31 protein-coding genes are annotated in these 24,958 nt (G+C 39.3%); 17 read left to right on the forward strand and 14 right to left on the reverse strand.

The genetic code is table 11. The features are described 5' to 3' along the window. Positions 1-88: 88 nt before the first annotated feature. Positions 89-688 carry a DNA-3-methyladenine glycosylase gene (locus tag B9Z54_RS11655; RefSeq protein ID WP_113928573.1) on the reverse strand — a complete coding sequence of 200 codons (600 nt, stop codon included), beginning with the start codon at positions 686-688 and terminating at the stop codon, positions 89-91. An 88-nt stretch (positions 689-776) separates the two neighbouring features. Here B9Z54_RS11655 and B9Z54_RS11660 point away from each other — a divergent pair, with 88 nt between their 5' ends. Both B9Z54_RS11660 and B9Z54_RS24835 read left to right on the forward strand, forming a co-directional pair. Then, the gene (locus B9Z54_RS11660; protein ID WP_113928574.1) at positions 777-1,976 is read left to right on the forward strand and encodes an NAD(P)/FAD-dependent oxidoreductase; all 1,200 of its coding nucleotides are present in this window, start codon (positions 777-779) and stop codon (positions 1,974-1,976) included. Positions 1,977-2,092: 116 nt separating this feature from the next. Then, complete coding sequence (locus tag B9Z54_RS24835) at positions 2,093-2,383, forward strand: hypothetical protein (protein ID WP_162785187.1); 291 nt, start codon at positions 2,093-2,095, stop codon at positions 2,381-2,383. Between the two features lie 277 nt (positions 2,384-2,660). Here B9Z54_RS24835 and B9Z54_RS11670 read toward each other — a convergent pair whose 3' ends face one another. The 3 genes from B9Z54_RS11670 to B9Z54_RS11680 all read right to left on the reverse strand — a co-directional run bounded on the left by B9Z54_RS11670 (position 2,661) and on the right by B9Z54_RS11680 (position 4,460). After that, complete coding sequence (locus B9Z54_RS11670) at positions 2,661-3,356, reverse strand: Type 1 glutamine amidotransferase-like domain-containing protein (RefSeq protein WP_113928575.1); 696 nt, start codon at positions 3,354-3,356, stop codon at positions 2,661-2,663. A gap of 22 nt (positions 3,357-3,378) precedes the next feature. Then, the gene (locus tag B9Z54_RS11675) at positions 3,379-3,681 is read right to left on the reverse strand and encodes a hypothetical protein (RefSeq protein WP_113928576.1); all 303 of its coding nucleotides are present in this window, start codon (positions 3,679-3,681) and stop codon (positions 3,379-3,381) included. A 161-nt stretch (positions 3,682-3,842) separates the two neighbouring features. Then, a complete protein-coding gene (locus B9Z54_RS11680; protein ID WP_113928577.1) occupies positions 3,843-4,460 on the reverse strand; it encodes an NUDIX hydrolase in 618 nt (205 codons plus the stop codon). Between the two features lie 341 nt (positions 4,461-4,801). Here B9Z54_RS11680 and B9Z54_RS11685 point away from each other — a divergent pair, with 341 nt between their 5' ends. Next, on the forward strand, positions 4,802-5,200 hold the full coding sequence (locus B9Z54_RS11685) for a secondary thiamine-phosphate synthase enzyme YjbQ (protein ID WP_113928604.1): 399 nt from the start codon (positions 4,802-4,804) through the stop codon (positions 5,198-5,200). A 132-nt stretch (positions 5,201-5,332) separates the two neighbouring features. Continuing rightward, the gene (locus tag B9Z54_RS11690; RefSeq protein ID WP_113928578.1) at positions 5,333-6,007 is read left to right on the forward strand and encodes a DUF421 domain-containing protein; all 675 of its coding nucleotides are present in this window, start codon (positions 5,333-5,335) and stop codon (positions 6,005-6,007) included. A 62-nt stretch (positions 6,008-6,069) separates the two neighbouring features. On the opposite strand, the gene B9Z54_RS11695 is transcribed toward B9Z54_RS11690, so the two are convergent. Together B9Z54_RS11695 and B9Z54_RS11700 are read right to left on the reverse strand one after the other, a co-directional pair. Further along, entirely contained in the window at positions 6,070-6,627 is a 558-nt protein-coding gene (locus tag B9Z54_RS11695) for a GNAT family N-acetyltransferase (protein WP_113928579.1), read from the reverse strand. A gap of 102 nt (positions 6,628-6,729) precedes the next feature. Then, positions 6,730-6,978, reverse strand: a complete 249-nt coding sequence (locus B9Z54_RS11700; RefSeq protein ID WP_113928580.1) for a hypothetical protein — start codon at positions 6,976-6,978, stop codon at positions 6,730-6,732. Positions 6,979-7,612: 634 nt separating this feature from the next. On the opposite strand from B9Z54_RS11700, the gene B9Z54_RS11705 reads away from it, so the two are divergent. From B9Z54_RS11705 to B9Z54_RS11715, 3 genes are all read left to right on the forward strand, one after another. Then, positions 7,613-8,365, forward strand: a complete 753-nt coding sequence (locus B9Z54_RS11705; RefSeq protein WP_113928581.1) for a TraR/DksA C4-type zinc finger protein — start codon at positions 7,613-7,615, stop codon at positions 8,363-8,365. A 182-nt stretch (positions 8,366-8,547) separates the two neighbouring features. Then, positions 8,548-8,742 (forward strand): YozQ family protein, encoded by a 195-nt coding sequence (locus tag B9Z54_RS11710; protein WP_113928582.1) that lies wholly within the window; start codon positions 8,548-8,550, stop codon positions 8,740-8,742. Between the two features lie 205 nt (positions 8,743-8,947). Continuing rightward, the gene (locus tag B9Z54_RS11715; protein WP_113928583.1) at positions 8,948-9,232 is read left to right on the forward strand and encodes a hypothetical protein; all 285 of its coding nucleotides are present in this window, start codon (positions 8,948-8,950) and stop codon (positions 9,230-9,232) included. Positions 9,233-9,309: 77 nt separating this feature from the next. On the opposite strand, the gene B9Z54_RS11720 is transcribed toward B9Z54_RS11715, so the two are convergent. Beyond that, positions 9,310-9,657, reverse strand: a complete 348-nt coding sequence (locus tag B9Z54_RS11720; RefSeq protein WP_205207706.1) for a hypothetical protein — start codon at positions 9,655-9,657, stop codon at positions 9,310-9,312. A gap of 573 nt (positions 9,658-10,230) precedes the next feature. Between B9Z54_RS11720 and B9Z54_RS11725 the strand changes: the two genes are divergently transcribed. Both B9Z54_RS11725 and B9Z54_RS11730 read left to right on the forward strand, forming a co-directional pair. Beyond that, a complete protein-coding gene (locus B9Z54_RS11725) occupies positions 10,231-10,797 on the forward strand; it encodes a DUF2179 domain-containing protein (protein WP_113928585.1) in 567 nt (188 codons plus the stop codon). Positions 10,798-10,893: 96 nt separating this feature from the next. After that, positions 10,894-11,406: a DUF421 domain-containing protein gene (locus B9Z54_RS11730; protein ID WP_113928586.1), complete on the forward strand. Its 513-nt coding sequence runs from the start codon at positions 10,894-10,896 to the stop codon at positions 11,404-11,406. Positions 11,407-11,515: 109 nt separating this feature from the next. Here the strand turns inward: B9Z54_RS11730 and B9Z54_RS11735 are convergent, their stop codons facing one another. Further along, a complete protein-coding gene (locus B9Z54_RS11735) occupies positions 11,516-12,562 on the reverse strand; it encodes a F0F1 ATP synthase subunit beta (protein ID WP_113928587.1) in 1,047 nt (348 codons plus the stop codon). Between the two features lie 148 nt (positions 12,563-12,710). Here B9Z54_RS11735 and B9Z54_RS11740 point away from each other — a divergent pair, with 148 nt between their 5' ends. The 5 genes from B9Z54_RS11740 (at position 12,711) to B9Z54_RS11760 (ending at position 16,018) form a co-directional block, all read left to right on the forward strand. Beyond that, positions 12,711-13,025 (forward strand): DMT family transporter, encoded by a 315-nt coding sequence (locus B9Z54_RS11740; RefSeq protein WP_113928588.1) that lies wholly within the window; start codon positions 12,711-12,713, stop codon positions 13,023-13,025. Positions 13,026-13,510: 485 nt separating this feature from the next. Beyond that, positions 13,511-14,023 carry a DUF3231 family protein gene (locus tag B9Z54_RS11745; RefSeq protein ID WP_113928589.1) on the forward strand — a complete coding sequence of 171 codons (513 nt, stop codon included), beginning with the start codon at positions 13,511-13,513 and terminating at the stop codon, positions 14,021-14,023. A gap of 68 nt (positions 14,024-14,091) precedes the next feature. After that, on the forward strand, positions 14,092-14,337 hold the full coding sequence (locus B9Z54_RS11750; protein WP_113928590.1) for a hypothetical protein: 246 nt from the start codon (positions 14,092-14,094) through the stop codon (positions 14,335-14,337). Between the two features lie 315 nt (positions 14,338-14,652). After that, entirely contained in the window at positions 14,653-15,279 is a 627-nt protein-coding gene (locus B9Z54_RS11755) for a LysE family transporter (RefSeq protein ID WP_113928591.1), read from the forward strand. Positions 15,280-15,808: 529 nt separating this feature from the next. After that, complete coding sequence (locus B9Z54_RS11760) at positions 15,809-16,018, forward strand: hypothetical protein (RefSeq protein WP_113928592.1); 210 nt, start codon at positions 15,809-15,811, stop codon at positions 16,016-16,018. Between the two features lie 284 nt (positions 16,019-16,302). Here the strand turns inward: B9Z54_RS11760 and B9Z54_RS11765 are convergent, their stop codons facing one another. From B9Z54_RS11765 to B9Z54_RS25270, 4 genes are all read right to left on the reverse strand, one after another. Further along, the gene (locus tag B9Z54_RS11765; protein WP_113928593.1) at positions 16,303-16,581 is read right to left on the reverse strand and encodes an HU family DNA-binding protein; all 279 of its coding nucleotides are present in this window, start codon (positions 16,579-16,581) and stop codon (positions 16,303-16,305) included. Between the two features lie 58 nt (positions 16,582-16,639). Then, a complete protein-coding gene (locus B9Z54_RS11770) occupies positions 16,640-16,996 on the reverse strand; it encodes a hypothetical protein (protein ID WP_113928594.1) in 357 nt (118 codons plus the stop codon). A gap of 351 nt (positions 16,997-17,347) precedes the next feature. After that, on the reverse strand, positions 17,348-18,379 hold the full coding sequence (locus B9Z54_RS11775) for an STAS domain-containing protein (RefSeq protein ID WP_113928595.1): 1,032 nt from the start codon (positions 18,377-18,379) through the stop codon (positions 17,348-17,350). A gap of 117 nt (positions 18,380-18,496) precedes the next feature. Next, positions 18,497-18,646 carry a hypothetical protein gene (locus tag B9Z54_RS25270; protein ID WP_205207707.1) on the reverse strand — a complete coding sequence of 50 codons (150 nt, stop codon included), beginning with the start codon at positions 18,644-18,646 and terminating at the stop codon, positions 18,497-18,499. 146 nt (positions 18,647-18,792) lie between these two features. Between B9Z54_RS25270 and B9Z54_RS11780 the strand changes: the two genes are divergently transcribed. Then, positions 18,793-19,023, forward strand: a complete 231-nt coding sequence (locus tag B9Z54_RS11780; protein ID WP_113928596.1) for a hypothetical protein — start codon at positions 18,793-18,795, stop codon at positions 19,021-19,023. A 101-nt stretch (positions 19,024-19,124) separates the two neighbouring features. Here the strand turns inward: B9Z54_RS11780 and B9Z54_RS11785 are convergent, their stop codons facing one another. Continuing rightward, positions 19,125-19,451, reverse strand: coding sequence for a four-helix bundle copper-binding protein (locus B9Z54_RS11785; protein WP_113928597.1), 327 nt, complete (start codon positions 19,449-19,451; stop codon positions 19,125-19,127). 193 nt (positions 19,452-19,644) lie between these two features. Between B9Z54_RS11785 and B9Z54_RS11790 the strand changes: the two genes are divergently transcribed. Beyond that, positions 19,645-20,502 (forward strand): DegV family protein, encoded by an 858-nt coding sequence (locus B9Z54_RS11790; RefSeq protein WP_113928598.1) that lies wholly within the window; start codon positions 19,645-19,647, stop codon positions 20,500-20,502. A 585-nt stretch (positions 20,503-21,087) separates the two neighbouring features. Here the strand turns inward: B9Z54_RS11790 and B9Z54_RS11795 are convergent. Then, on the reverse strand, positions 21,088-22,590 hold the full coding sequence (locus B9Z54_RS11795) for a hypothetical protein (RefSeq protein ID WP_113928599.1): 1,503 nt from the start codon (positions 22,588-22,590) through the stop codon (positions 21,088-21,090). A 764-nt stretch (positions 22,591-23,354) separates the two neighbouring features. Here B9Z54_RS11795 and B9Z54_RS11800 point away from each other — a divergent pair. After that, positions 23,355-24,221, forward strand: a complete 867-nt coding sequence (locus B9Z54_RS11800) for a glycine betaine ABC transporter substrate-binding protein (RefSeq protein ID WP_113928600.1) — start codon at positions 23,355-23,357, stop codon at positions 24,219-24,221. Positions 24,222-24,958 lie beyond the last annotated feature (737 nt).

Below are 24,958 nucleotides of genomic sequence, written 5' to 3' on the forward strand. Positions count from 1 at the left end.
CCTGCGAAACGTACTGGACATTATGATGCTAGTTTAATTGTATGTTAGGATTCAGATAGACTTTGATATGATCCTGGAGTTTCAATCCTTAAATATTTTTAGAAATAAATGAATTTCCTCTAATACAGTATCTATAAGGATAATCCCGCGCTTCACCTGAATTGCCGATACCTATTCTTGTACCCGTTTCAATACTGTCTGGCCTGTACCCTTCAGCAATATATAAAGGTCCCTCATGAAAATACCCGCCGTAGTCTTCCATAGTGATTCCCATAGCTTTTGTCAGCTTCCCCGGTCCATTAGTCAACTCTTTTCCTTTCTTTGGCCTTCTGTTCTCCATGATGTCTATCCCATCCCTCGGCTCAACAGCTCTTATCAGAATAGCCTCGGGCTTTTCCTCCTGTCCGCTCACGACATTCACCAAACAATGGGTGTGCATCACATAGGTATACACTCTGCCAGCTTCAGCATACATGATTTCAGTTCTCTTCGTCCTTCTGTTATTAAAGCTGTGCGCTGCTCGGTCTTCAGGTCCCATATAAGCTTCTGTTTCCACTATATAACCAGAAGTGAGCCCTTCTTCTGTCTCTTTGATAAGCAGACACCCGAGCAGGTCTTTAGCCAATTGGAGAGTAGGCGTCTGGTAGAAACTCCGGGGCAGGATATTGCAGGATGAAAGATCTTTCATATCAACCTCTCCTTTCTAAAATGCATGAATTCGTGAACTTTTGAGAAAAATATACTATACATAATATACTTATTAGGATGTGTAAATAATGAATCTACAATCGGGAAAGCTTTATTGGCCTTCCACCTACTGCAATGCTCCATCTTATCCCCCGCTTAAAGAAGATATTAAATGCGACGTATTGATCATAGGCGGAGGAAGTTCCGGGGCTCAATGTGCCTACTTCCTCTCTGAATCGGGACTTGATGTGGCAGTTGTCGATAAACGGAAAGCAGGTCTTGGCAGTACAGCGGCTAACACAGCCCTTATCCAATACATGGGGGATAAAATGGTCCACGAACTGGTCAATTCGTTTGGTGAAAAAACCGCCATGCAGCATCTAAATCTATGCAGGCAGGGTATGGATGATATCAAAAAAGCCGCTGAATCACTGGAAATAGACGTAGAATTTCAATATAGAGATACTCTTTATTATGCTAGCAGCAAGGAAGATCTTCCTAAACTTCAAAAGGACTTCCATTATCTCAAAAAGCACGGTTTTCCCGTAAAGTACCTGGAGCAGAATCAAATTGAGGCAGATTATTCCTTCACTAAACTGGCTGCCATATACGGTGAAAAGGATGCAGAGTTAAATCCGTATAAATTCACACACGGATTGCTGCAAAAGGTTCAGGCTAACGGAACTAGAATCTTTGAAGACACCGAAATTACCGGCCAAAAAGTGACAGGGAAAGAAATCGCTTACTACACAAACCATTCCTCTTCGATTTCCGCACAATATGTAATAATAGCAGGCGGATATGAAAGCCTGGAATTTAAAAAGGAGAAAAACGCGGTGATGAACTCCTCCTACAGCATTGTGACTAATCCAGTTGAGGATTTCAGCGGCTGGCATGACCGCACTCTTATCTGGGAAACCGCCAGACCCTACATTTACATGCGTACCACCAAGGACAATCGAATAATCATAGGAGGACTAGATGAGAACACCGATATAGCTGCAGAAAGAGACGGAAAAATATTAAACAAACGAGATAAATTGGTTAAAGAGTTCAATAAACTCTTTCCACATATAAGGATAACTCCCGAATTTTATCTTGGTGCATTCTATGGCGGGACTCACGATGGCCTTCCTATGTTAGGTCGGTATGAAAACCGGCCGAATCATTTTTATTTAATGGGATATGGTGATAATGGGACAGTATATAATATGGTTCTCGCCAGAATGATAAGAGACCTGATAGTAAAAGGAAGCTCTGAAAATCATCAGATTTATCTTAAGACATAAAGTCTTTTTAACATAGAATCTTTTATGATGTTTTAAGGAGAAACGGTACTTTTTTACATTACATCACTGCATTTTATCAGTGAAGAAATTTTCCCTAATTGAAAAGGAGGTACCGCATGAACATTAATATAGAAAAACTTGCTGATGAGATGCCTGAATTCAAAGATCATCAAGAAGCAAGTGAATGGTTCGAAAATCGATTTCAAGGTGGGTTCATTTATAAAGAGAAGGATACCTTGAATGGCATCCCTACCTATTTCTATCACATCGTTAAAGATATTTCTAGATATAACGCATTCATGAATGCTCTTTCTGAAGAGGAGAGCGAAAATGTAACCGCCAATTCCTTTTACAGTTACACAACTGTCTCAATCACAGAAGATGGTGATGTAGAGATTTCGCCATAAATCGCGGATTAGATGACTTGCTTTTCATAAAACATGGTACGACCCTGCTCGCTTTGAGCAAATCAAATGAGGGTGCAGTTGCATGATAAAAGAAAGGTAAGTACTTTTTTCACCAGGCTGTTTACGCAAGCTTTCGGATATCCCCGAATCCAGCTTACCAGCATACTTCCGGTGAAATATGACGTTATCTCTTGGAAATCATAATATCAACAAAGTTTACTCAAAGAGCCTTTCACTAACTAACAGAACTTCGGGAACTGATCAAGCAGTTCCCGTTTTATCCTAAATAAATTGTGTTAATTATTCGTTGATCTGCCTCTCCCCCGCTTTCTTCTACAAAATAGGCAGAAGCATGCGGGCGTAAAGAAACTGCTTTTACAAGATTGCCATCGATAAAGTGCAGTGCTGCACCATCATCTGCTGCGTATCCTGCTTTCAATCTCGACTGTGTTATTAGCTTTATATAGGACGGGCGTCTTTCAACTTCTCCGTCATAGTGGGGGCAGTGACTTCCTTTTATAAATCCAAGGCCGTTAATTGGTTCCAAGCCTTCTCCATAGGAGTCAGTAACTCCCTCTTCAAACCAGCATATAGAACCCGCGCTTAACCCTGACAGTATGACTCCCTTAGCTAAGGCCTCTTTTAAATAGATGTCCAATTTCCATTCGCGCCATAGTGCCATCAAATTTCTGGTGTTTCCTCCTCCAACGTAAATAATGTCCTGCCTTAACAGAAATTCTCTGATATTACGGGTGTGGGGCTTAAAAAGTGAAAGATGAGTAGGCTCACAATCGAGTTTCTGAAAATTTTGATAATAGCGGTCTATATATCCTTCCGAATCACCACTAGCTGTAGGAAGAAAACAAATGTTAGGGTTCTGCATTGGTGCTTGTTCCAAAATATATGTATCAAGGAGGCAGTTGTCAGGTTCCATTGAAAACCCTCCGCCTCCGAGTGCAATAATTTGCTTCATGCTAAAACATCCTTCCCGCTCATTAATTCAAATACTTGGGATCTGTTTCAATATGCCTTAACAGATCAAGCTCGGGATGCTTCTTATCCAATCTAAAGATATATTCAAGGAAATGTTCGCTGCCTAAAGTGTAAGCTACCTCAGGGAATAGCTCACTGATCAGAAGAAGTTCTTTGCGGCTCCCCTGTTCCAAAAACTGAATCGTCTTTTCTTCATCCTGAAGGAGCAAATCCAGAAGCCTTTGAAGATAATCTTCCATCCGGGGATCTTCATCGTCCATCAAAGCAAGCTTTCCCAAAACACCCCTTACCTGTTCATTAAACATTCTTTTCCCTCCAATTGTCATGTACTCGAATATTCAAATATTGATAATTTTTATGGATGATGTTATCCACCAGCTTCAGTTTACACTAATATCTTATAAATAAAGCGAATGGAAGTTGATTAAATTTCCAAAGAAGCTTCAGTGAGAATAAGTTAATTACTCTACTCCTTTAATTCATCAATAAAATGCTTTAATATTTTCGCTGTCAATCCCCAAATGACCTTGTCTTTATAAAAATAAAAATACTCATCGATTTTTCTTGTCTGCCAGTTGTAGTTCTCTCCTCCGGCGATTAAATCCAATGGGAAATCTTCTTCCGGTTCAATTGTAAAGCCTACTTTATATACTTTAGGTTCAGTATCGATAAAAAATGACAATGGAACCGTAAAAGTTTCAGCCACTTCATCTGCATTAGGATTGATTTTGGCCTCCTCTTCCAATATTCCGACATAAGGGAATATGAAAGTTCCAAAAGATGACACAATATAATCCATCGGATAGATGCCTGATAAGTTTCTTTCCTGGATCCCTAGTTCCTCACAAGTTTCCCTGATGGCTGTTTGCTTTTCTGAATCGTCACTTTCATCAACTTTTCCACCGGGGAAACATATGTCCCCAGGCTGCCGCCTCAACTGCTCAGATCTCACTTCGAACAAAATGTGAATGTCATTATTGATTTCAAGTAATGGCAGCAGCACAGAAAATCGATAATACTGTCCACTGCCCAGAATGGTTGGTGTCCGATTTTTAAATCTTTGTTGGATTTCTTCTAAGTTCATCATTTTCACCCCTACCTTAACCTTACCCTTTTTTAACATAACCGCAACCAGTTAGAGCTGCTTCTCTTTCTTTTCTCTCTTACACTTAGGAAGCAGCTCTTTTCTTTCTTGCTTACCAGGTTTTCTGTTAATGATGGCGTCACCATCCTAACTTCTATCTAAAGACCTTTTAACTGAGAATTTATCACATGGAATGCTAATCCATCTTTAGTAATTCTTGTTCGCACTATTATCTCCTGCTTTTTTTCTATAAATTGCAAGCCGCATCATAAGTAGGTTTAACTTCAATCAAAAACAGCTATAGTAAAGTATGGTATTACAACAGGAAAGGGATGATGAAATTGATAAAAGAATTCGAAATCACGACTGCAAGCAGGGATGAAATTGTTGATATCACTGGGAGGATTCAAGATTGGATATCCAGAACGGGGGTTCAGGAAGGGACACTAATTATTCAATCCATGCACACAACAGCTGGAATAACCGTCAATGAAAATGCCGATCCAGATGTGAAAACTGACTTCTTAATGAGATTGGATGAGACTTTCCCATGGAACCATATTAAAGATCTCCATCGAGAAGGGAACACGGCTGCTCACTTAAAGACAAGCACCGTTGGCCACTCTCAAACGCTCATCATCACAAAAGGGAAAATCCTTCTTGGTACATGGCAGGGAATTTATTTTTGTGAATTCGATGGACCCAGAACAAGGAGATGCATTTGCAAGCTGAGCGAATAAGGACGCGTTAAAAAGTATATTCTCTCCTCCTTTTTCACAACCTAATTATCGATAAGTTGTTTTGAAGACGTGATTGCTGGCTTCAAAACAACTTATCCTCTTGATATGTAATTAAAAGGAAGTGAAAAGGCAATGGATGTTGATTTACTTTGGAAAGCGGTTCTGATCGTATTTGGGGGGACCTTACTTTTACGGGTGGCAGGCAGAAAGTCTATCTCACAGATGACATTGGCTCCAGTTGTTATTATGATTGGTCTTGGTTCTCTCCTTGTACAGCCGATAGTCGGGAAAGGAGTTTGGGCTACCCTGCTGGTTGGGCTTACGTTAGTACTTACTTTAGTTTTTATGGAATTTGTTCAGATTAAAGTCGACCCCCTAGGAAAATTCATAACAGGACAATCAAAAGTGGTCATACAAAATGGAACACTGCAAAAACAGGCGCTGAAAAAAATGCGCTTAACAGTGGATCAGTTGGAAATGAAACTGCGGCAATCTCAAGTCAGCAGCATTTCAGATGTGCAGTATGCGACATTGGAACCAAATGGACAGCTTGGCTTCATTTTAAAACAGTCTAAGCAGCCTGCCATTAAGGAAGATATCGTTCAGCTGAGGCAGGAATTGGAGCTTCTTACTCAAATGATCAATGACAAATTTACTGCTGCATCAGCTCCTGTTTCAGCATATAAACCCGTTCCTGCCCAAAAGCCAACGAGTTATACTGCCACTACTTCTTCCCCGCATGATAATATCTTTAATGAGGTTAGTAATAAAGGGCATATGGACGAACCACCAAACGAATTACAATAAGTAAACAACCCGTTCTCCATATTATGAGCGGGTTGTTTCGAGTCTGTGTTAACATAATAATTTTATATTAAACCTTTAAATTCAGACCTCAAAAGGGAGAATACTACTGTATCATGATACCTATCTCCATCGAAATCTGTCTGCCTCAGCACCCCTTCCTCACGAAACCCATGGGCACACAGCACTTTACGTGAGCCTTCATTCTCTGCGAAAATATCCCCCACCACTCTGTTCAATCGCAGTTCATTGAAACAAAAGGATAAAACCGCAGGTAAAAGTTCAGTCATAACCCCAATTTTTTGATGATGCTTGGAGATTACCACTCCCATCTCTGTTTTACTGTGCCAGAAATTTAGCTTGTGAAGCCGGAACATACCGATTATTTCTCCGCTCTGTTTCTCCTTTATGACCCATGGTATCTCCTTTTGCATGCTGAACTGCTTGAGCGATTGTTGTATTCCTTCGACTGTCTCCTTCACAGTTTGAGCAGGGTGTGGAGTCAAATATTTCATTGTTGCCTTATCACCCAGAAAATCAAACATCTGCGGAGCATAGCCTTCTTTCATTTCGGTCAATAAATAGTTCTCAGTTTCTACAACAGGTATACTCTTCAAATTCATTTTTCATTCTCTCCCTACTTTTTACCCAATCTTATGAGCCTATCCTCTTTATAAGTAATAATAACTTTATCACCTATAGTAAAATCAAGATATTTGTCACAATTAACCAAAAATATTTTTTATTGCTGAATTCCATAGCACATTCGGCTCCATCTTTATTCTCCACAGTAATTTGTTTTTTGTTTTTATTCCAACAGCAACACTGGAGTCACTAGGTGAAAAATACTTTTCCACAAGGGTTACTTTGTCTCTTTCCAATACATCTACATCATCTCTTCCATAGATCACCATAACAGACAGTATTCCTGCCAGAATAATAACCACACAGCATTTAACGATCAACTTGTTCATTTCTAACTCTCCTCCGGTTTAATAGTCAGCAACATTAAAATATTCACATAAAGGTGAATTATGACCGGAAGTTATGACCGAAAATCAACGGTTGACTCTATATGTTCTAGGCTGTATTCGAATAAGATTGTGTTTTTTTTACGCTGTTTTCGCAAAGATTGTTACTGTTTTAAAAATAGTGCATTTCCGCTCCAGTCCTTCTACGTAAAGGTGAGGTGATAAAATAGCAATCAAAAGCAACAATTTTTTAGAAAGGCTGTTTTCTCTTAAATTGTTGCTTCAAGAAAACTCCACTTACCGGATTCCCCCCTGGAATCGCAGTTTTTCACTCTAAACAGGCAGAGCAGCTCTTTTCCAGGTTATTTCCCCTTAATTCTGGCAATTGTTTCGAAAATTAATATAAAAGGCATTGATACACCCACAGAATTAATGCGGTATTTTTAGAAATTTGCATTATATAGCTGTAAAATTCAAGAAAAGAGCTAATTCTTCATTTGATGTGAATCCTCCCTGAATTTCTCCCAGCTTCCTTTCAAAATACACACCTCTTAATTAATCCGGAATCATTTAACAATCATGATTTTCAGCAACTGCTCCATACTAATAAAGAAAATTTCTTGGAAGGGATGAGGAAATGACACTGACAACACAACAAATGTCTGCCTTCCGCTCAACGTTAGCAGAACTGGAAAAGACCATTCATAAAAGACAGGAAGATAACGACAATTTTGACCTCAATCAAGGACATCCTCATGAAACGGTTGGTGAGCTATCGAGTTACGATAATCATCCCGGGGATGAGGGAACCGAACTTTATGAGAGAGAAAAGGATATAGCCCTTCATCAGCATCTTGATTATGAGCTTGAAAATATACAAAAGGCGATTGCGGCAATGGACAAAGGCAGTTATGGAAAATGCCATGTATGTGGTAAGGATATTCCTATCGAAAGGCTGGAGGCTATTCCCACTGCCCTGTATTGCAAGGAACACAGCCCTGACCAGACTGTTTCTCATAACCGTCCGATAGAAGAAGGCGTCCTTATGCCCCCGTTTGGTAAGTTCTTTCTTGATGAAAAGGATGAGTCCACTGAATTTGATGCCGAAGACTCTTGGCAGGCCGTAGCAGAATGGGGAACGTCTGAATCGCCTTCCGCTTTGATGAGCCCTCCCGATGATTACAATGATATATACATCGATTATGAGGAGAATATCGGGTACACAGAGGATTTCGAAAACTTCGTCGGAAATGACATTGAAGGCAGGAATGTAACAGTCTACCCTAACAAACAACATGAAATGTATGAAAAAGCTCTAGATGAGGAAGGGACCATGACGACCTTTGGTGATCTGCCTGCCTACGAGCATGAACCATACGTTGAAGAATAAAAAGGCTCTTTTCATATAAACTTTGTTGCTATTTAATATGGATTTCGGCATTATAAGCCCATGATTCACATCAAATATCTTGTAAGCAGGGAAGAAAAGAGCTGCAGCCTCCGTTTAGAGAGGAAACTCTTTCCGAGAGCAATATTATATGCGAAAACAGCTAATAAAAAAGAGGTGACAAAATGGACAAACAGCGGAAGATTTCAACCACTGAACTCGCAGGAAGAACATATGATGTTTCAGACTATAAGAAAAGTGATGAGCTTTCACAAGGACTGGCTATGACCCATGAACAAGCAAGCGACAGCCTGACTGAAGGCACCATTGACGGAAAGATCGATAACCTGGACGGCAAGAATATCGACCTGCCAAGATAAATCTTCATTATACAATGCTGCTCTTTCAGAAGAATTTTATATACAAGAGCAAAGCTAACCTTTGCTCTTGTACTGGATAAAGTCGGATAACCAGCATAACAGGTATGAAACGGAGGGTATCCCCCTCCGTTTATTACTGACTTGAATGGATTACCCTATATATTTTTGGGGTATGGTAGTGGAAACTACCTTAGGGAGGGATATTATGGAATTTACTTTATCATTAATACTGCAATTTTTTATTCTTGGTGCTGTTACACTTATATTAAGCGGCCTGATTACATTTTTATTCCCAAAAGTTCCACTATCGGTTTTAATTCTGCTGAGCTCTATGGCAGGATATATCTTCACTGCTTCCAACCAATTGCATGGCATTATCATTACCGTCTCTATTCTAAATCCACTACTTGCCCTGACGGCTTCATGGATAGTAAATTACGCCCAATTTATCAAAAGGACGGCAGAGAGATACAATGATGCAACCGTCTGAATAGAACAGGCGCATCTCCGGGTCGTTCCGGAAATGCGCCTCTTTTGACATTTCGTTAATTTTAAAACAACTGTGGGCTAGTAATAATACCCCCGTTTTGAATTGTTATCGAGCAGCTCAGCTCCCAAATAGCCTGCTCCCAGTCCCAATAAACCTGCACCTAAAGGAGACAGTCCTCCCCCGGGACCGTATCCTGGACCACCAAATGGACCTCCGTAACCTTGATAACCGCCAAATCCCGGAGCCCCATAGCCTCCGTAGCCAGGATTCTGATAAGGCCCATAGCCTCCTGGATAACCCTGGTACCCTCCTAATCCTTGACCGTATCCCCCTCCATAACCCCCTGGAAATCCACTATTTCCATAAGGCCCTTGATTGTACCCTCCAGGTGGATACCCATACATGAAGTTTTGTCTTTGATTCAATCCCTTATAGCGCAGCAAAGCACACACTCCCTGTTTTTATTTGGCTCTTTTCGTAAACTTTGTTGCTCTTTAATACTAATTCCGAAAAAAATCATAGTACGAAGGAATAATTTAGTATTGATGAAAAGAAAAGAGCTGCTCTTTTCCGATTATAGAAAAACTCCTAGCATCCGGAGAAAAATCCGGCTCTTGGGATTTTTTCGAAAGCAACAATATATGCGAAAACAGCCTTTTAATTTAAAGCTACATTTATGTATATGCGAAGGAAAATGTTTTCGATAGTAACTGATTTTTCGGGAAGCTGATTATATCTTTCACGGCCAACATTCCTTTATAAGTTTTTCATTAAGCATGGATTTCCCGGCTCAGATGACCTTTGCATCAAATTTGCAGAGCAAAGGCTTAGGTTAATTAAGACTATTGAATTACTGCTGAATCATGTCCTTTATCAAACAAATGTTTTTAACCCGTAAATCAATAAAAAAAATCAAAAAACTCTTCCTTTCAGAGCATTAACAGTGTTATATTTGGAAAGTATTTTTGACCTGACTTTTTAATAAAGGAGTTCTTTTTATGATAGATATTTTATTGATTTTCGCTCTGCAATTGATTTATGTTCCCATTCTGACTTTAAGAACCATATTTCTCGTGAAGAACATGAGTGTGGCAGCTTCTGCTTTTGGATTCATGGAAGCTTTGATATATGTATTTGGATTGGCCCTGGTTTTCTCTGGTGACCAGAGCATTGCCAGCATGCTGGTATATGCTTTAGGATTTGGTGTCGGATTGTTTATCGGAAGTAAAGTAGAAAATAAACTTGCTATCGGCTACACAAGCATCGTAGTGAACTTAATGGAAATTAATGAAAGATTAATCGAGATTTTAAGGAATGAAGGATTTGGAGTTACAGTATTTGAGGGCATGGGACGAGACAGCAAACGTTATCAGCTCGAAATCCTGACAAAACGTAATCGTGAAGAAGAGCTCCTTGAGATTGTTGAAACCCACGAGCCGCGTGCTTTTATTATTTCATATGAGCCCCGCAGATTCAAAGGCGGCTTCCTCGTAAAGGCGATGAAAAAAAGAATGAAAAAGAAACAGCGTGAGGCATCCTCTGCAGCTGCCGAATCAAATAGTTGATTGTCCGGCCCTCCTCGATTGAAGAGGGCTTTTTTGTGTTTAGTGTACTTAATTTGAGGAAAAACATTTACCATTAATAATGAAAGGATGATCTCTATGTTTTTTTCTGGCTTAGATATCATTGAGCGAACGATCATTATTGCGATTTGCTCTTATATTTCGCTTATTATTCTGCTTAGAATTTCAGGAAAACGGACCCTTTCTAAGTTAAATGCCTTTGACTTAGTTATTACTGTTGCAATGGGCTCCACTCTCTCATCCATTCTCCTCGATAAGAATATTACCTTGGCACAGGGAACAACGGCTTTCTTTATGTTAATTGCTCTGCAATATGTCATAGCCAAGCTCGCTGTACATATTGACTGGTTTAATAAAATTATTAAATCGGACCCTCAAGTTCTCTATCAGGATGGGATTTTCAAGGAAGGAACGATGAAAAAAGAAAGGGTGCCGAAAAAAGCGATATTCCAGGCTGCCAGGTCTAAGGGAGTTGGTTCAATGAAGCAAATAGATACTGTGGTACTGGAGTCTGATGGGTCTATTTCCATAATTAAAAAATCGGACCGAAATGATAAAGATACCTTGGAAGAAGTGAAGGGGTATAATTAACAAACAGACTGACACATCCAATTAATGAGTCAGCCTGTATTTTATGATAACAGTTTGGCTTTATCAGCTCTGCATATTGCTGACTGTTGTCCTCTCAACGATCTTATTGCTAGAGTTTGCCGGTATATTTTAGCTGTTCGGGTAAAAGGCTGTCAGCCCCTCCATCAATTATTTTTTGAACTCCTGCCAGCGATGCCTCCAGAGAAACATACTCTCCTTTCACATTCGTGAACGCTTCTGCAACGTAAAAAGGCTGAGTCAGAAAGGCTTCCAATCGCTGCCCCCTATGATAAAGTTCAATTTCCGTATCTGGAATTCTTTCTTCTCCAATATTATTGACGAGTATACGAATTTCCCTGTATCTTCTTAAAAGCTTTCTTGCCCTGCGCTGGATTGACAGATGATTTGTATCCAAAAGGGCGTCTTCTAACAAGGTCGAGGCTGCTTTAACAGGCTGTACAGCGGGAAACAGCTGCCTCGTTGCCAAGTCCAAATCAAAAGGAATCAGGGAATCGAGCGGCCCATAAGGGTCCTCCTCATCAACCGCTTCCCCGCTGGGATCATATAAAAAGGTTGTAATTTCTGGGAAACCTGCTTTTTCAAAACGGTCATTCATGACATACAATTCCCCTGTTTTCACCATTGCCCGATCTGCAATTATGATGGTTTCTTCCTTATTATCCATTTTAATGAGAAGTTCAAAAATTTCATCCTTATCTTTGCACACAAAGTCACAGGCTTCTTTTGCCTCAGCTACATCAGGAACTATTGAATGTTCATCAATGAAAATCGTCGTGAAGCCCTTTTCTTTAAGTCGGAATATCAGCTCATTCAACAGAACCAACTGACCCATCTGAGCCCTTGCTATAAGCCCAATCTTCCCGCCCTTAACAATTGGACAGAAAAGATCAATCACTTTTATCCCGCTTTCCACCATCTCCAGGCCGCTGCCTCGAATGATCAATTCATCAATTGTGCAGTTTGCTAAGGAAGCCAATGCTACAATTGTCTTTACCTCAGCTCTGCCAACCGGTATCTTACCTGTACTAAGATTAGAAACTGTAGCAGGTCTCAAACCAACTGCTTTAGCTGCTGAAGTGAGATTAGGAACCCTTCTCCGTAAAAGGGCTGCATTTAATTTAATTGTTGTATTCATTTTATTCCACCACCTCTTTACCTTAAATAGTAAATTATCTTACTTTCAAAAACAAGAATGATGGAAGAAAAATGTGGAATAAGATTTATATAAAATTCTATTTTGCGAAAAACCCTTTAATGTGGATAGTGAAAATGGAGGCGGAATAATGGCGTGGATATACCAGATAACAGCAGGGATCTTCGAGGTCCTTCTTGTGACATTTATGAAACTTTCAGAGGGTTATAAAAAAATCATCCCTACCATCCTTGCCTTTCTCTCTGGAGGGGTAAGTTTCTACCTTCTCTCACTTGCCTTGATATCGATTCCCATAAGCACTGGTTATTCTGTCTGGACTGGCATCGGATCTGCGGGTGCGGTCATTGCAGGCATGGTGTTTTTTAATAAACCAAGGGACTTCAGAAGAATCTTTTTTATTAGTTGTATCATTATCAGTGTTATTGGTCTAAAGGCTTTTTCTTAATGGCTCTTTTCGAAAACCTTGTTGCTATTTAGTATGAGATTCTTAAGATAACCCCTTAATTGACTGTATATCCTGCTAACCTAGAATGAAAAGATCTGCTCCCTCCGTTTTGAAAGAAAATTATTGGTATCATGGAAATATCCTACTCTTTGTGCTTTATTATAAGCTACTAAATATCCATAAACAGCCTGCTTAAAAAACAGCAGCAGCTTCCTTATTTTCGTCTAAGACCGCGAGCTTCCATTGGTGAATCCACTTATTTATAATTCACTTTCTTTCCCCCCTGTAGTTGAGTTAGCATCCTCTATCTTTTTGCTAGCAAACACCTATCAGTATGATAGCACAGTTATAAAGCCCACTTACATGCTTTTCCCCGAACTTGTTTTTTTCACGAGAACTGAATATCCACCCTCTATACGGAAAATAATATTGTTGTGCATATTGAAAGAGGTGGCACAATAATGAATCATTTCAGGAGGATCACAATGGGTATTCTTAGCGGAAATCCGAAAGAAGAACCGATGCACTATGGTGAAGTTTTTGGAACTTGGTCTTTTTTAATGGCTGCTAAAGGAATGATGGCAGGTTATCAAACATTAAAAAACCATGCAGGCGATGCAGATTTAAATAAATTTATCGAGGAACTCATTCAAAATGGACAACAGGAAATTAAGCAAATTGAAGAGCTCCTTAAAGAAAATGGTGTTGGGCTTCCTCCTTCTCCACCAGAGCGCCCTAATGCTTGTATTGAAGATATCCCGGTTGGTGCCAGATTTCAGGATCCTGAGATTTCTGCAACAATCTCAATGGATATTGCCGGCGGTTTAGTTGCATGCAGCCAAGCTATAGGCCAATCAATTAGAGAAGATATCGCCATGATGTTCGGACAATTCCATATGCAGAAAGCTGCACTTGGAGGTAAACTTCTTCGTCTTAATAAAGAGAAGGGCTGGTTAATACCGCCTCCACTTCATCAGCATAAGAAAGAAGACTGCTGAATCAATCAGGGGTATTCCATAGGTATGGAATATTCCCTTTTTAATAACTATCAGAAGGAGGATTAAGGATGATAAATCAAAACTTAAATGAAGCGTTAAAACAAGTTAATATCGCTGAACGTAATTTACTGGATGCTCAAGGAAACAATAACCCCGAGCACTATCAACGGGCATCACTTGATATCCATTATGCACAATCACTGCTGAACAGCCTTCATGATTCTATCCATAGCGCTTCACAAGAAGAACAAAAACTATATTACCGTGCTCAAGAAATGATGAGGATCTTGGAAGAAACACATGGTTCCCTCTAGCACTTGCTATGAACTTCTGCGCCTCTCATTCTGAATTGGCGCTTTTTTGGCTGAATCTCTTCTTTAAGCTGAATACTTTAATTTCATTTCCTCTCTATAGAATATAACCCTCCCCTTCTACAAGGCTTTGCCGACATGTTGACAGCAGACTAAGTTAATTATTATAGTCCCAAAGTTTTCAAACAGGAACGCCGAACTTCTTTTTGGAGATAGCCACCTTACCTTGATTTGCTTCATTTTGAATACTATTTCGAAGTGATAATTAGGACAACTTTTGAATAAGATGTACAAGTTATCTTATTTAGGGGTGAAAAAATGGCTGTCTTTATAAGCTATATCTTCCTCGGTCTATCGCTCGCTGCACCAATAGGACCTATCAATGCCGCACAAATTGACCGAGGGATCAAAAGCGGGTTTTGGCACGCCTGGCTCATTGGGATAGGATCCGTAGCAGCCGACTTTCTTTACATGCTTGTTGTTTATTTTGGGGTCGTCAGCTTCCTTCATACCCCTTTAGTACAAACATTCCTTTGGTCATTCGGTTTTTTTGTACTCGTCTATACAGGAATTGAGAGTCTTCTTGGAGCAGGGAAGATCAGTTCCACCACCAGACAGAACAGCGATTCTTACATTAAGACATTCTTAACAGGATTTCTGATGGCCCTGTCCAACCCGTTGACCATTTTATTCTGGTTAGGAATTTATGGATCGGTGCTTGCTAAAACAGCACAAACTTATGACCATGCCCACCTGATCCTTTACAGCGGAGCTATCTTTATCGGAATCACTCTTTGGGATGTCAGTATGGCTGCATTGTCCAGCTCATTCAGGAAATTTCTTACTGACAAATTACTTGTCGTCATTTCCTGCGTCTCGGGTCTTTCTCTTATTGGCTTTGGTATATATTTTGGATGGGAAGCAATCAAAATCGTTTTCTTTTAAAACTAGGCTTTTTCGTAATATTCGTTGTTTTTAATATGAATTTAGTAAGATAACTCACCTGAAATATCCTGATGATCAAGAAAGAAAAGAGCTGCTCATCCGAATAGAGAAAATATCCTTGAATGCGGTTCCTGCTTTGGTTTTTTTTCCGAAAGAAACAATGTATGCAAAACAGCATAATGTAAAAAAGCAGCGGCTGGGTTTTTTCGCTGTTTTTTTATGATGACCGGAAACCTCCATATAAACACTATTCTTTCTTACATAGACCCCTTATCCTCCTCTAAGTTATAACATCTTCCACTATTTTAAAAACTTCAATATAGGTTCCAATAAAAGCCTAAAGTAGAGCTTCTTTTTGGTGTCAATTTCACCCTTTAAAAGTGCTGTTATTTTCCAGTACCTATGGCGTTTACGCAAAAATGGTTGTGGTATTCATTCAATAAGCATCACTCCAAAAATATCAGGGGGATGTTTGAGATATGACTAAAAAAGTTTATTTCTTACCGTTCCGCTTGCAGCAGGAAACATCATGACTGGTTGCAGCGCTGAAGAAGTCCAGGACGACAATGACATGTTGGAAGAAGAAAATTTGAATGAGCCAGCTGGAACTGAAGAAAACGTTACTCTCGCAGACCCTGAGGGGACCGGCGAAGGTATGATGGATGAAGATTCGGAAAACTCCGGTAATGATGCTGATACTGATTATAAAGAAGACACTGCAAATGAGGAAGAATCATAAAATCGAGATCTAACTGCCCATTCATTCGGGCGGTTTTTTAGGTGTTTTATTTATATAACTCTTACATATATTTTGTACTCTTCGCCAAATTATATAGACTCTGGATACTATTTAATATCCATTTAAATAAAATAGATAATTGAGCTAAATTGGAATGATACAATAAAGGGCAAATTGTTGAACCTGCAATTATATGTACTGAATGCTTCTGCTGCTTATTATGAATATGGATAATGTACTTGCTGCATAAAAAATGGCCAGCTGCTAAAGCTGGCCTGTGAGGACTATTGATTATTGACACTGTCTTTCAATGCTTTACCTGGTTTAAATGCAGGCTGTTTGCTCGCAGGGATTTCCATCTCTTCTCCTGTTTGTGGATTTCTGCCTTTTCTGGAAGAGCGTTCCCTTACTTCAAAGTTTCCGAATCCGATTAATTGCACCTTATCCCCTTTAGCAAGGGTATCTTCAATATTTTGCAGCACAGCTTTTACCGCATTTTCCGCATCCTTTTTACTTAATTCTGCTGATTCAGCGACTGCATTGATTAATTCTGTTTTGTTCATATGTAAAACCTCCTAAGATTATTATCTTGCTACAATTGATTCTTACCACTGCCGTCAGTCAGTTAAACCTTTCAGCCGCAACAATCATACCTTTATGAAGATAAGTCATACATTCCTGGGCATCATTTTCTGAAAATCCCTGATCAAGGAGCGTTTTTTCAAATTCCATCAACTCAACTGAACCATCATCCTCATCAAAAGCGGTTGCTAAACTGTGTATACCGCTGTCACTTTTTGATGAGGAGCTTTCCATAAGAAAACCCTTAATTTCAGTATTATTTTTGAGGAATTGATGCTCCTCTTGTTCTGCAGTAAAATATTCAATAGCTGTTGATTCTGTATCTAACTGGCGTTTGTGCAAATCAGCAAGCATTTGTTTTCCAGTGCTGTAAACTCCAACTATTTTTTGGGGCATACTCGAACCCTCCTTACCTCTTTTTTCCCCCAATAACATTCATATAAACTCATTTTATTGGAAGAGAATGACCCAATTCTATAGGTGCAGATGGTTATGGATTGACTTGAAGAATATTCAACCTTGATTCTTCAAGTTAACACAAAAGAAAAAGCGAGCGGTAATCCGCTCACTTTTTTATAGAATTTTTTCCCATAAATTGTTGCGTCCGGATACCCCCGGGTACTACGTTTTTTCACTCGAATGGTAGAAAGCAGCTCTTGTCTTCTTGCTTACCTGAATATCAGGTCAAATATAGCTTTATTTAACGAAATTAATATTAAATAGCAACATAGTTTGCGAAAAGACCTTTTAATAAATCTGTCTCCCTTGCTGCCCGATTGCATAGTAAATGCCATGCTTTAAAGTCGAAAAACAGCTGAACCGGGATAGTTGCATGTCTGTGCCCGTGATTTCCTGCGCCAGCTCTGGTGAAATACCCACGAGGATTGTTTCTGTCCCAATCAATGATGCAGCAGATGCGAGTTTGCTCAGAAATTCAACAGTAAATTGACTGATGTATTGATGAAGACCTGTCAGGTCAATAACAAGATAATCTGCTTTATGTTTCGGAAGATTATTTAGTGTCTTGGTAATCAAATCTTCAGATCTGTTTTCATCATATTTACCGAGTAAAGGGACAACGACTATTCCTTCAAGCACTGGTATGATAGGAGAAGAAATTTCTTTAACCAAATCTGTTAGTTCTTGAGTTCTTTCTTCCACCATACTTTCAAGCTTCACTATCCTATCAGATTCTGACTTTCTGGCAAGGTCATGAATATTTTCTTCAATGGTAATATCAGAGGGTGCAAATTTAAACTCACAGTATTCCTCATTTTGAATTTGGTCTTTGTTCAATGTGTACCATACATTAGCTCCGAATAGTCCGGAGAAAATTCCGGAAAAGTGGCCAGCCAGGAACGTGGTAGACTGCTCCTTGCCCTGTGCCACATTAATCTTGAACTCCCAGCTGTCTTTCAATCTAACTACTGCGGTTTTATCTGCTTCATTAATTATTTCAATTTCGATTTTCCCCCACCCAGCGGAGGCATAAGTAGCTGGAATTGCTTTTACAACTTCCTCCAGAGGCATATTAAGCCCTTGAAAATACTCCCCGACAACAAGACCCTGCCTGAAGCCTGTTGTTTCAAGTACTACTTTAGCTGCTTCTTTTCCTGAAACTTCTTCGATTGTGTCAAAAAAGGATTTCATAGCGGAAGATATCCAAAATAAAACAGCGTCATCCCCTTCAAATTGGAAAAGACCTTTTTCCAGATTCCATGCAAAGTCAAGTCCCCCAACATTGATATGATCATTATGTAAAGTGTCGTTCTTATTCATTTGTATAAGGACCCCCGTATTTTTTTATACTACTAATTTAACTTAAGTTAGTATATCCGTAAAGTCCAAGTACTTATCATGTTGCATAAGAAAAAGCTCTGCGTGATTTGCAGAGCTTCAAGCACCCAATATCAAAAGCCCTACCATTAAAAGAGAGGGAACTCCGTAATATAGCAGGCTTTTATTAATCACCGTCCGATCTTGGCGCCCCTTCCAGGTTTTATACTTTTCGTTTTTGGAAGTATACCAACTGCCTTGATTACTCATTCTAAATCACTCCTTGTTTTTTATCTATTTACCCTAAACCAAACAAATGAAAATAGTAATATTAGGAAGTATGAATATTGTTTGATTTCTCCATTATTAGGGAACTTTTTAATAACTGAATGATTACTTTACAAGGAGGTTTTCTCATGAAAGATAAAAACAATCATAACCAAAAGGGTGAAGGTTTTGATAGATTTGACAACCCTGAACAATATGACAGTGACAAAGAAAGTATACTGGACAAGTTCGAAAGTGAACAAACCGTGGACCCTCTCCCTATGGAGGATATACGTGAAGAGAAGAAAGAAGAAAGAGCCAAATCCAAAACTAAAGATCAATCATCAAGTGAACGGAAATACAATCAAGATTATAAATAAGGTATTAAATCAGTGGCCGCATCGCGGTTATGGGTTTAATTATATTATAGTAAAAGAGCCGTTCTTATAAGAAGAACGGCTCTGTTTCTTGTTACAGTTTTTTATGCAATTAGTTTTTTACATTCTTCACCACAAGTAAAACATGCAGCTGCACATTTTCGGCAATGATCATGTTCGTGCTTATTACATTCATTCCCGCAAGATTCACAGACTTTAACAAGCAGCTTTAAGATTTCTTTCACATTTGGACTTCCTGATTGCATCGAATTGACAGCCAATGAACAAACAGCTGCACATTCACGGTCCAGCCTGATACACCCTGCCATCATTCCAACATTTTCTTCATTTAAACAGCTGTCGAAACACACATTGCATGCCTCTAAACATTCTTGGCATGCCTTTATGCACTCTTCATAGGTTTGCTGCAAAATACCACTCCTTTTAGATGATTTATAAGAACCAATACCCTCATCATACGTTTTAAAACGGTATCAACGTATAGGTTTCCTGTAGTATAATGCTTGAATTATTGATAGAATGATTATGAACGACCATGAATTTAAATGAAGTTGTGATGAATATGAATCTAAAAACCATATATCTATAGTAAAGGAAGATTGAATGAAAAAGATTGCATGGATTACAGACAGTACGGCTTATATAACAGAAAGTCTGAAAAATAATAAAGATGTTTTTGTCCTGCCCTTAAGTATAATCTTTGGTGAGAAGGCATATGAGGATGGTGTCGACTTAACTACCGAGGAATTATATGAAAAAATCAACAATGAAAAGGAAATACCAAAGACATCTCAGCCTTCAGTTGGAAAAACAGCGGAAGTTTTTAATTCCTTGAAAGAAAACTATGATGCAGCAATAGCGGTTCACATCTCCGGAAAACTGAGTGGAACTTTAGAGGCGACAAGATCAGCAGCAGAAATTGCAGATTTTCCGGTAGAAGTCATTGACAGCAAGTCGATGAGTTATGCCATCACTTCCCTTCTCCTGTCAGGTATCGAGCAGGCAAAAACAGAAACTGACTATAAAAAGATTGCAGAAGACCTGCGGGCGGAGGCGGAAAAGCATGAGAACCTTATTCTCTTAGGCAGTCTTGAGCAATTCTATAAAGGCGGAAGAATGTCCGGAACCCAATTTCTGCTGGGAAATCTTTTGAAAATCAAACCAATTATTCGTATCAACCCTTCAGGGGAATTCATGCTTTCTGAAAAAGTCCGTTCAGAAAAAAAGGCTACAAAGAGAATACTTGAACTTTTTGATGATTCCTACACTAAATTTAATGTGTACGAGATTCAAATTCTTCATGGAAACGTTCCTGCCAGAGCGGAAGAAATCAAGGAAGAGCTTCTGTCAAAGTATCCAGAATTGAAAATTGTCACAGGTGAAATCAGCTCTACAATAGCCGTTCATGCAGGTGAAGGAACAGTGGGATTAATGTGGCAGAACAACCCTGGTAACGAATGACCAGCTAAAAACCGAAAGTCTGATCCAATATTCCCCTTCTTCTGCGGTGTTTTATCAGGCAGAAGAAGGGGAATATTTTTCACCTGAAATTTCGCAATTTTCCGAAAGGTTCTGAAGAAGAAGGAATCTAAGCCGACAACATTTACTGCATCTTTCACGCTGCTGGGAGGTTCCTTCTTATATATTAAGAAAGTTTTAAGAAAAAAGGGAAGAAATTCAGCTTATTTTAAAAGAGCACCAGAAACAGCTATATTAAGCGGAGAAATTTCGTTTATTTGTTAAAAATACGTGAAGAAAGTCCAGTTATCTGAGCTTAACCGGAAAAACAGCAGGAAAATTTCCGCTTATTTAAGATTATTTATGTGCTTCACAGGTAAACCGCCTGCTTGAATGGTAGTAAGTGTTAAGGAAACCTGCTTATCCCCTCATTAAAGAGATTTTCTATACCTCCTTAGAGCTTGCTGGAAATCCAGGGCGTAGACGGGAGATTTCATAACCATGAAAAAGAGAATAACAAAGTTCTAAAATGGACCTGCATTTAAAACAAATTAAAAACATATGGTCCTATCGAGAAGATGTAAAGCATCATATATACCAGCATAAAATAAAAACACCCGCAAATGTTCCCCATTCAGGGTCTCTTCCGACCTTCCAAATGATTCCCGTCACTAAACTGATAGCTCCTAACAAAAATATATCGCTATAATGAAAAGTATAATATGATGGTGCCACTTCATAAAAGTATGAATTCATGGCCCTACTCATATAAGTGAAGGGCAAGATAAGGAATAATGCAATTGAAGCATACTCCACCCAGTTGATATCCTCTATTTCAAAAATGTTAGGCCTTATAATATAAAGCAGCAACAGTAAAGTCAAGGAAGGGAAAAGCCAATAAGAAGAAGTTAAAAGTGTTACCATGCTGCTGAACAGCATTAAGAAAGCATTATAGCCACTCTGTTTCCAATCTTCAGCTGTCAATTCAGTGCTGGCTTCTTTCACCTTGCTATTTTGCGAGGCACCATAGAGTTGATAGAAGTCCCCATTGAATGAAATCCATAGTAATGATTCTTCATTAATTTTTAAAGGGTTTTGCGCCACATTCTCATTCGTGTTAACAGCTCTGGCTTCTATTTGAGTCCCTTCTTCCAACTCTCCTGCATACAGCCTGATATTTCGGTCATCTCCAATTCTTTGCCCCTCTGCTGTGAATACAAGGTTCAACTCTCCATTCAGTCTTACAATTCTCGCATAATCAGGAGATTGAAGTTTTGCACCTGAATCTTCGTTAATAAAGTTTAGTTTGTGAATGGAAAGCGGAGTTGTTTCCAAAGAATCTAAATTTCCTGCCGCTTTAAACATATTATAAGATAATGAACCTCCCGTCCTCATCTTCCTACCAAATACAAAGGTCACCTCTTCCCCTTCTGTATAAAGGACCAGGCTGCCAAGCTGATCATAGGTAGAGTTTTTCACTGTCAATACAGGAGATTGAAGCAATTCACCAGATGCAGTCATCAAAAACACTTCTGCATTAACTGTATCTTTCTGATGAATCACTGCATAACTGCCCTCATTCCCAAATACCACATCCATAATTTCATTTTGGAAGGTATGTACTTCAGTTGCACTCCCGTTTGAGAGCTTATACTCATAAACGACTCCTTTTTTCCAATAGAGAACCTTTTCCTCTTCTGTCGCAATTCCGGTGACTTCTTCGTCAATTACTTCAGATTCCCCATCTGCAGTTATGGATAACTGTCCTCCTGACAGGGTAAGGAACTGATTTCCATCCGTCCAAAATGGATAACCCCTTGGAACATCCATTGATATTGTCTCAGACTCCTCTATAGTGAGGCCTTCTCCTAAAGTAAACTTCCTAACTTCGTCCTCATTAGTCAGGTACACTTCATTTTCCCTCTGAAAGGTGATTGGACTTTCTTTTCCTTCATAATTAAGTGGTATCGAGCGGCTCCATCCTTCATTTGGCAGCTTTGTCATGGTAGAAAGCTGATGAAAATATAAAGCGGCGATTAGTACAGTGATTACAAGTGCTGGAATTCCAAAAGCTTTTAAATTTTGTTTCATCAAAACATCCTTTATTTTGTTTTTGTCTTAAAGCGGCATATTGAATAATAGACCGGTTTTGTTCAGACAGACAAATTATGAAACTCATAGCTTAGAGCCTAGAGTATTCCTTAATTGTTACAAAAATGTAACAATTAAACTCTCATGTAAAATATTAGGTCGAATTTTCGGAAAAGTCAATGCTTTCTTACTATAGAAATATAGAAGTTTAGTATACTACTATACAAAAGGACGTTCTTTACGGAAAAAGCACCAGTCGAAGCAATCTTTTCACCTGATTGCTGCTTCTAAAAAGATCACTTTAACTTTTAAAATACATTCCTGGCAGGAAGCTGCAAGTGAATTGCAGTACGGTAGTTAGAAAAAATCTGCAGAGCCTTTATCGAATTGCAGATGATTCCCTTGTGACCTTTCCTTAATGTATTAATTTATTCTATCTCAATTGAACTGCAAATTATAAAAAAATCCTCTTTAAGTAATAGAGTCCTCCTCGTATTTGTATTGATTATAACTCTCCATTAAAACATCTCATCTTAAACTTTTATTGTTATGGCTGTGGTATTTAAGATTCAGCCGTACAGCCTCCTCACCTTCGTTTCCGGGCTGATATGCTTATTAGTGGAAGCTTCCCGATCAGTTTCGGCTTGCAGCTTTCAAGAGAATAAACATGCTCTTTCTTTTATTCACTTCGGTGATTCTGCATATTCCAAACTAAAGGAGGAAAGAATGTTCTTAGAAATAAATAAAATAAGAGGTGCTGGCAAATGAAGAGATGGGTAAGTTTATTATTCTTAACCGTAATGCTGTCAGGAGTATTTCTAACGGGATGTAACAACGGTGATGACGGGGACGGCGGCGAAGATAAATCCCTTGTCATCGGACTCAACAACTGGGCAGAAAACATAGCGGTCTCTAATATGTGGAAGGCCCTTCTTGAAGAAAAGGACTACGAAGTAGAATTGAAATCCATGGAAAAAGCTCCGGTTTGGCTTGGCATTACAAGGGACGAACTGGATATAGCCCCTGAAGTATGGCTGCCTAACACAGACAAACCGTTGATGGAAAAATATGAAGAGAACCTGGATATGCATGAAGTCTGGTATGAAAATACAGGACTTGGGCTCGTGGTGCCTTCATATATGGAGGACATTACGAGTATTGAAGAACTTAATGCAAGAAAAGAGGAGTTTGGCGGGAGGATCGTAGGTATAGATCCTGGCGCAAGCTTAACATCTATGACGCAAAGTGCTATTGAAGAATATGGCCTTGAACTTGATCTGGTCACAAGCTCAGGACCAGCAATGATGGCTGAATTATCAAAAGCATATAAAGATAAAAAACCGATTGTGGTGACTCTTTGGAACCCTCACTGGGCTTTTTCAGCATATGACCTTAAATATCTAGAGGATCCGAAGAAGGTATATGGAGACCCGGATGATATTTACTATATGACAAGAAAAGGGTTTGAAGAAGACCATCCTGACGTAATCAAATGGATGAACAAATGGAAGATGGATGATGAATCTCTTGGAAGCTTGATGGAAACAGTTAAAGAAACAGGTGATCCTGCCGAAGGTGCAAGGGCTTGGATTGATGAGAACCGCGACTTAGTGGATCAATGGCTCAAATGACTATCAGTTTGATCAATAAATATACAGCACCAATGTAAGGGCACTATGTTTTTCAACAAGAGATTAATGAACAGAACAGAGGAGTTTTAAGTACAATAAGCAGTCTCCTACTCTCATTATTAACGTGTTGAGAGTTTGAATGTCTCAAATGAAGATAAGGCCGCTTAGATACGCAGCATACTAAAAAGAGGCTGGGACAAAAGTAGAAAACTAATTGATGCAAGTAGAAATCATCGAAAATAAAACCGCATGAGATCAAGGTTATATACTTGATCTCATGCGGTTCATTTTTGTTAATAGGCTCTTACCTTAAAGATGTTATTTTTTAGATTAGATTATCCGCCAGTTCCTGATCGTAGGCGGATTGGAGCGGAAGGTGTGCGACCTCCTGCGGGACTAGCGGTCGTCTAGTTCCAGCGCCTAGCCCCTCGGGGTCAAACAACCCTCAGAGAATAAAAGGAAAGACCGCCTTTTTTTCTCTGAGGAACATTTGCCTGTCGGGGCTGACCAAGGCGCTTCCACTTTTGATGACAGGTGAGACCAAGGTTACGTACCCACTGGAACGTAACCCCGCAGGCAAATCTAGCTCCAGCGGCCAGCACCTAGCGGATTTCGGTCTCCTTCCTTGCGATAAGTCATCATCGAATCGCTTTCGCTCTTCGTGATTCCTTTATCTCATGCAGGAGCCCTACAATCCGTACGGTGCTGAACGGCCGCTTCCGCTTTTTATGAAGCCG

The sequence above is a fragment of the Bacillus sp. P14.5 genome (assembly GCF_003316765.1).
Classification (GTDB): domain Bacteria; phylum Bacillota; class Bacilli; order Bacillales; family Bacillaceae_B; genus Rossellomorea.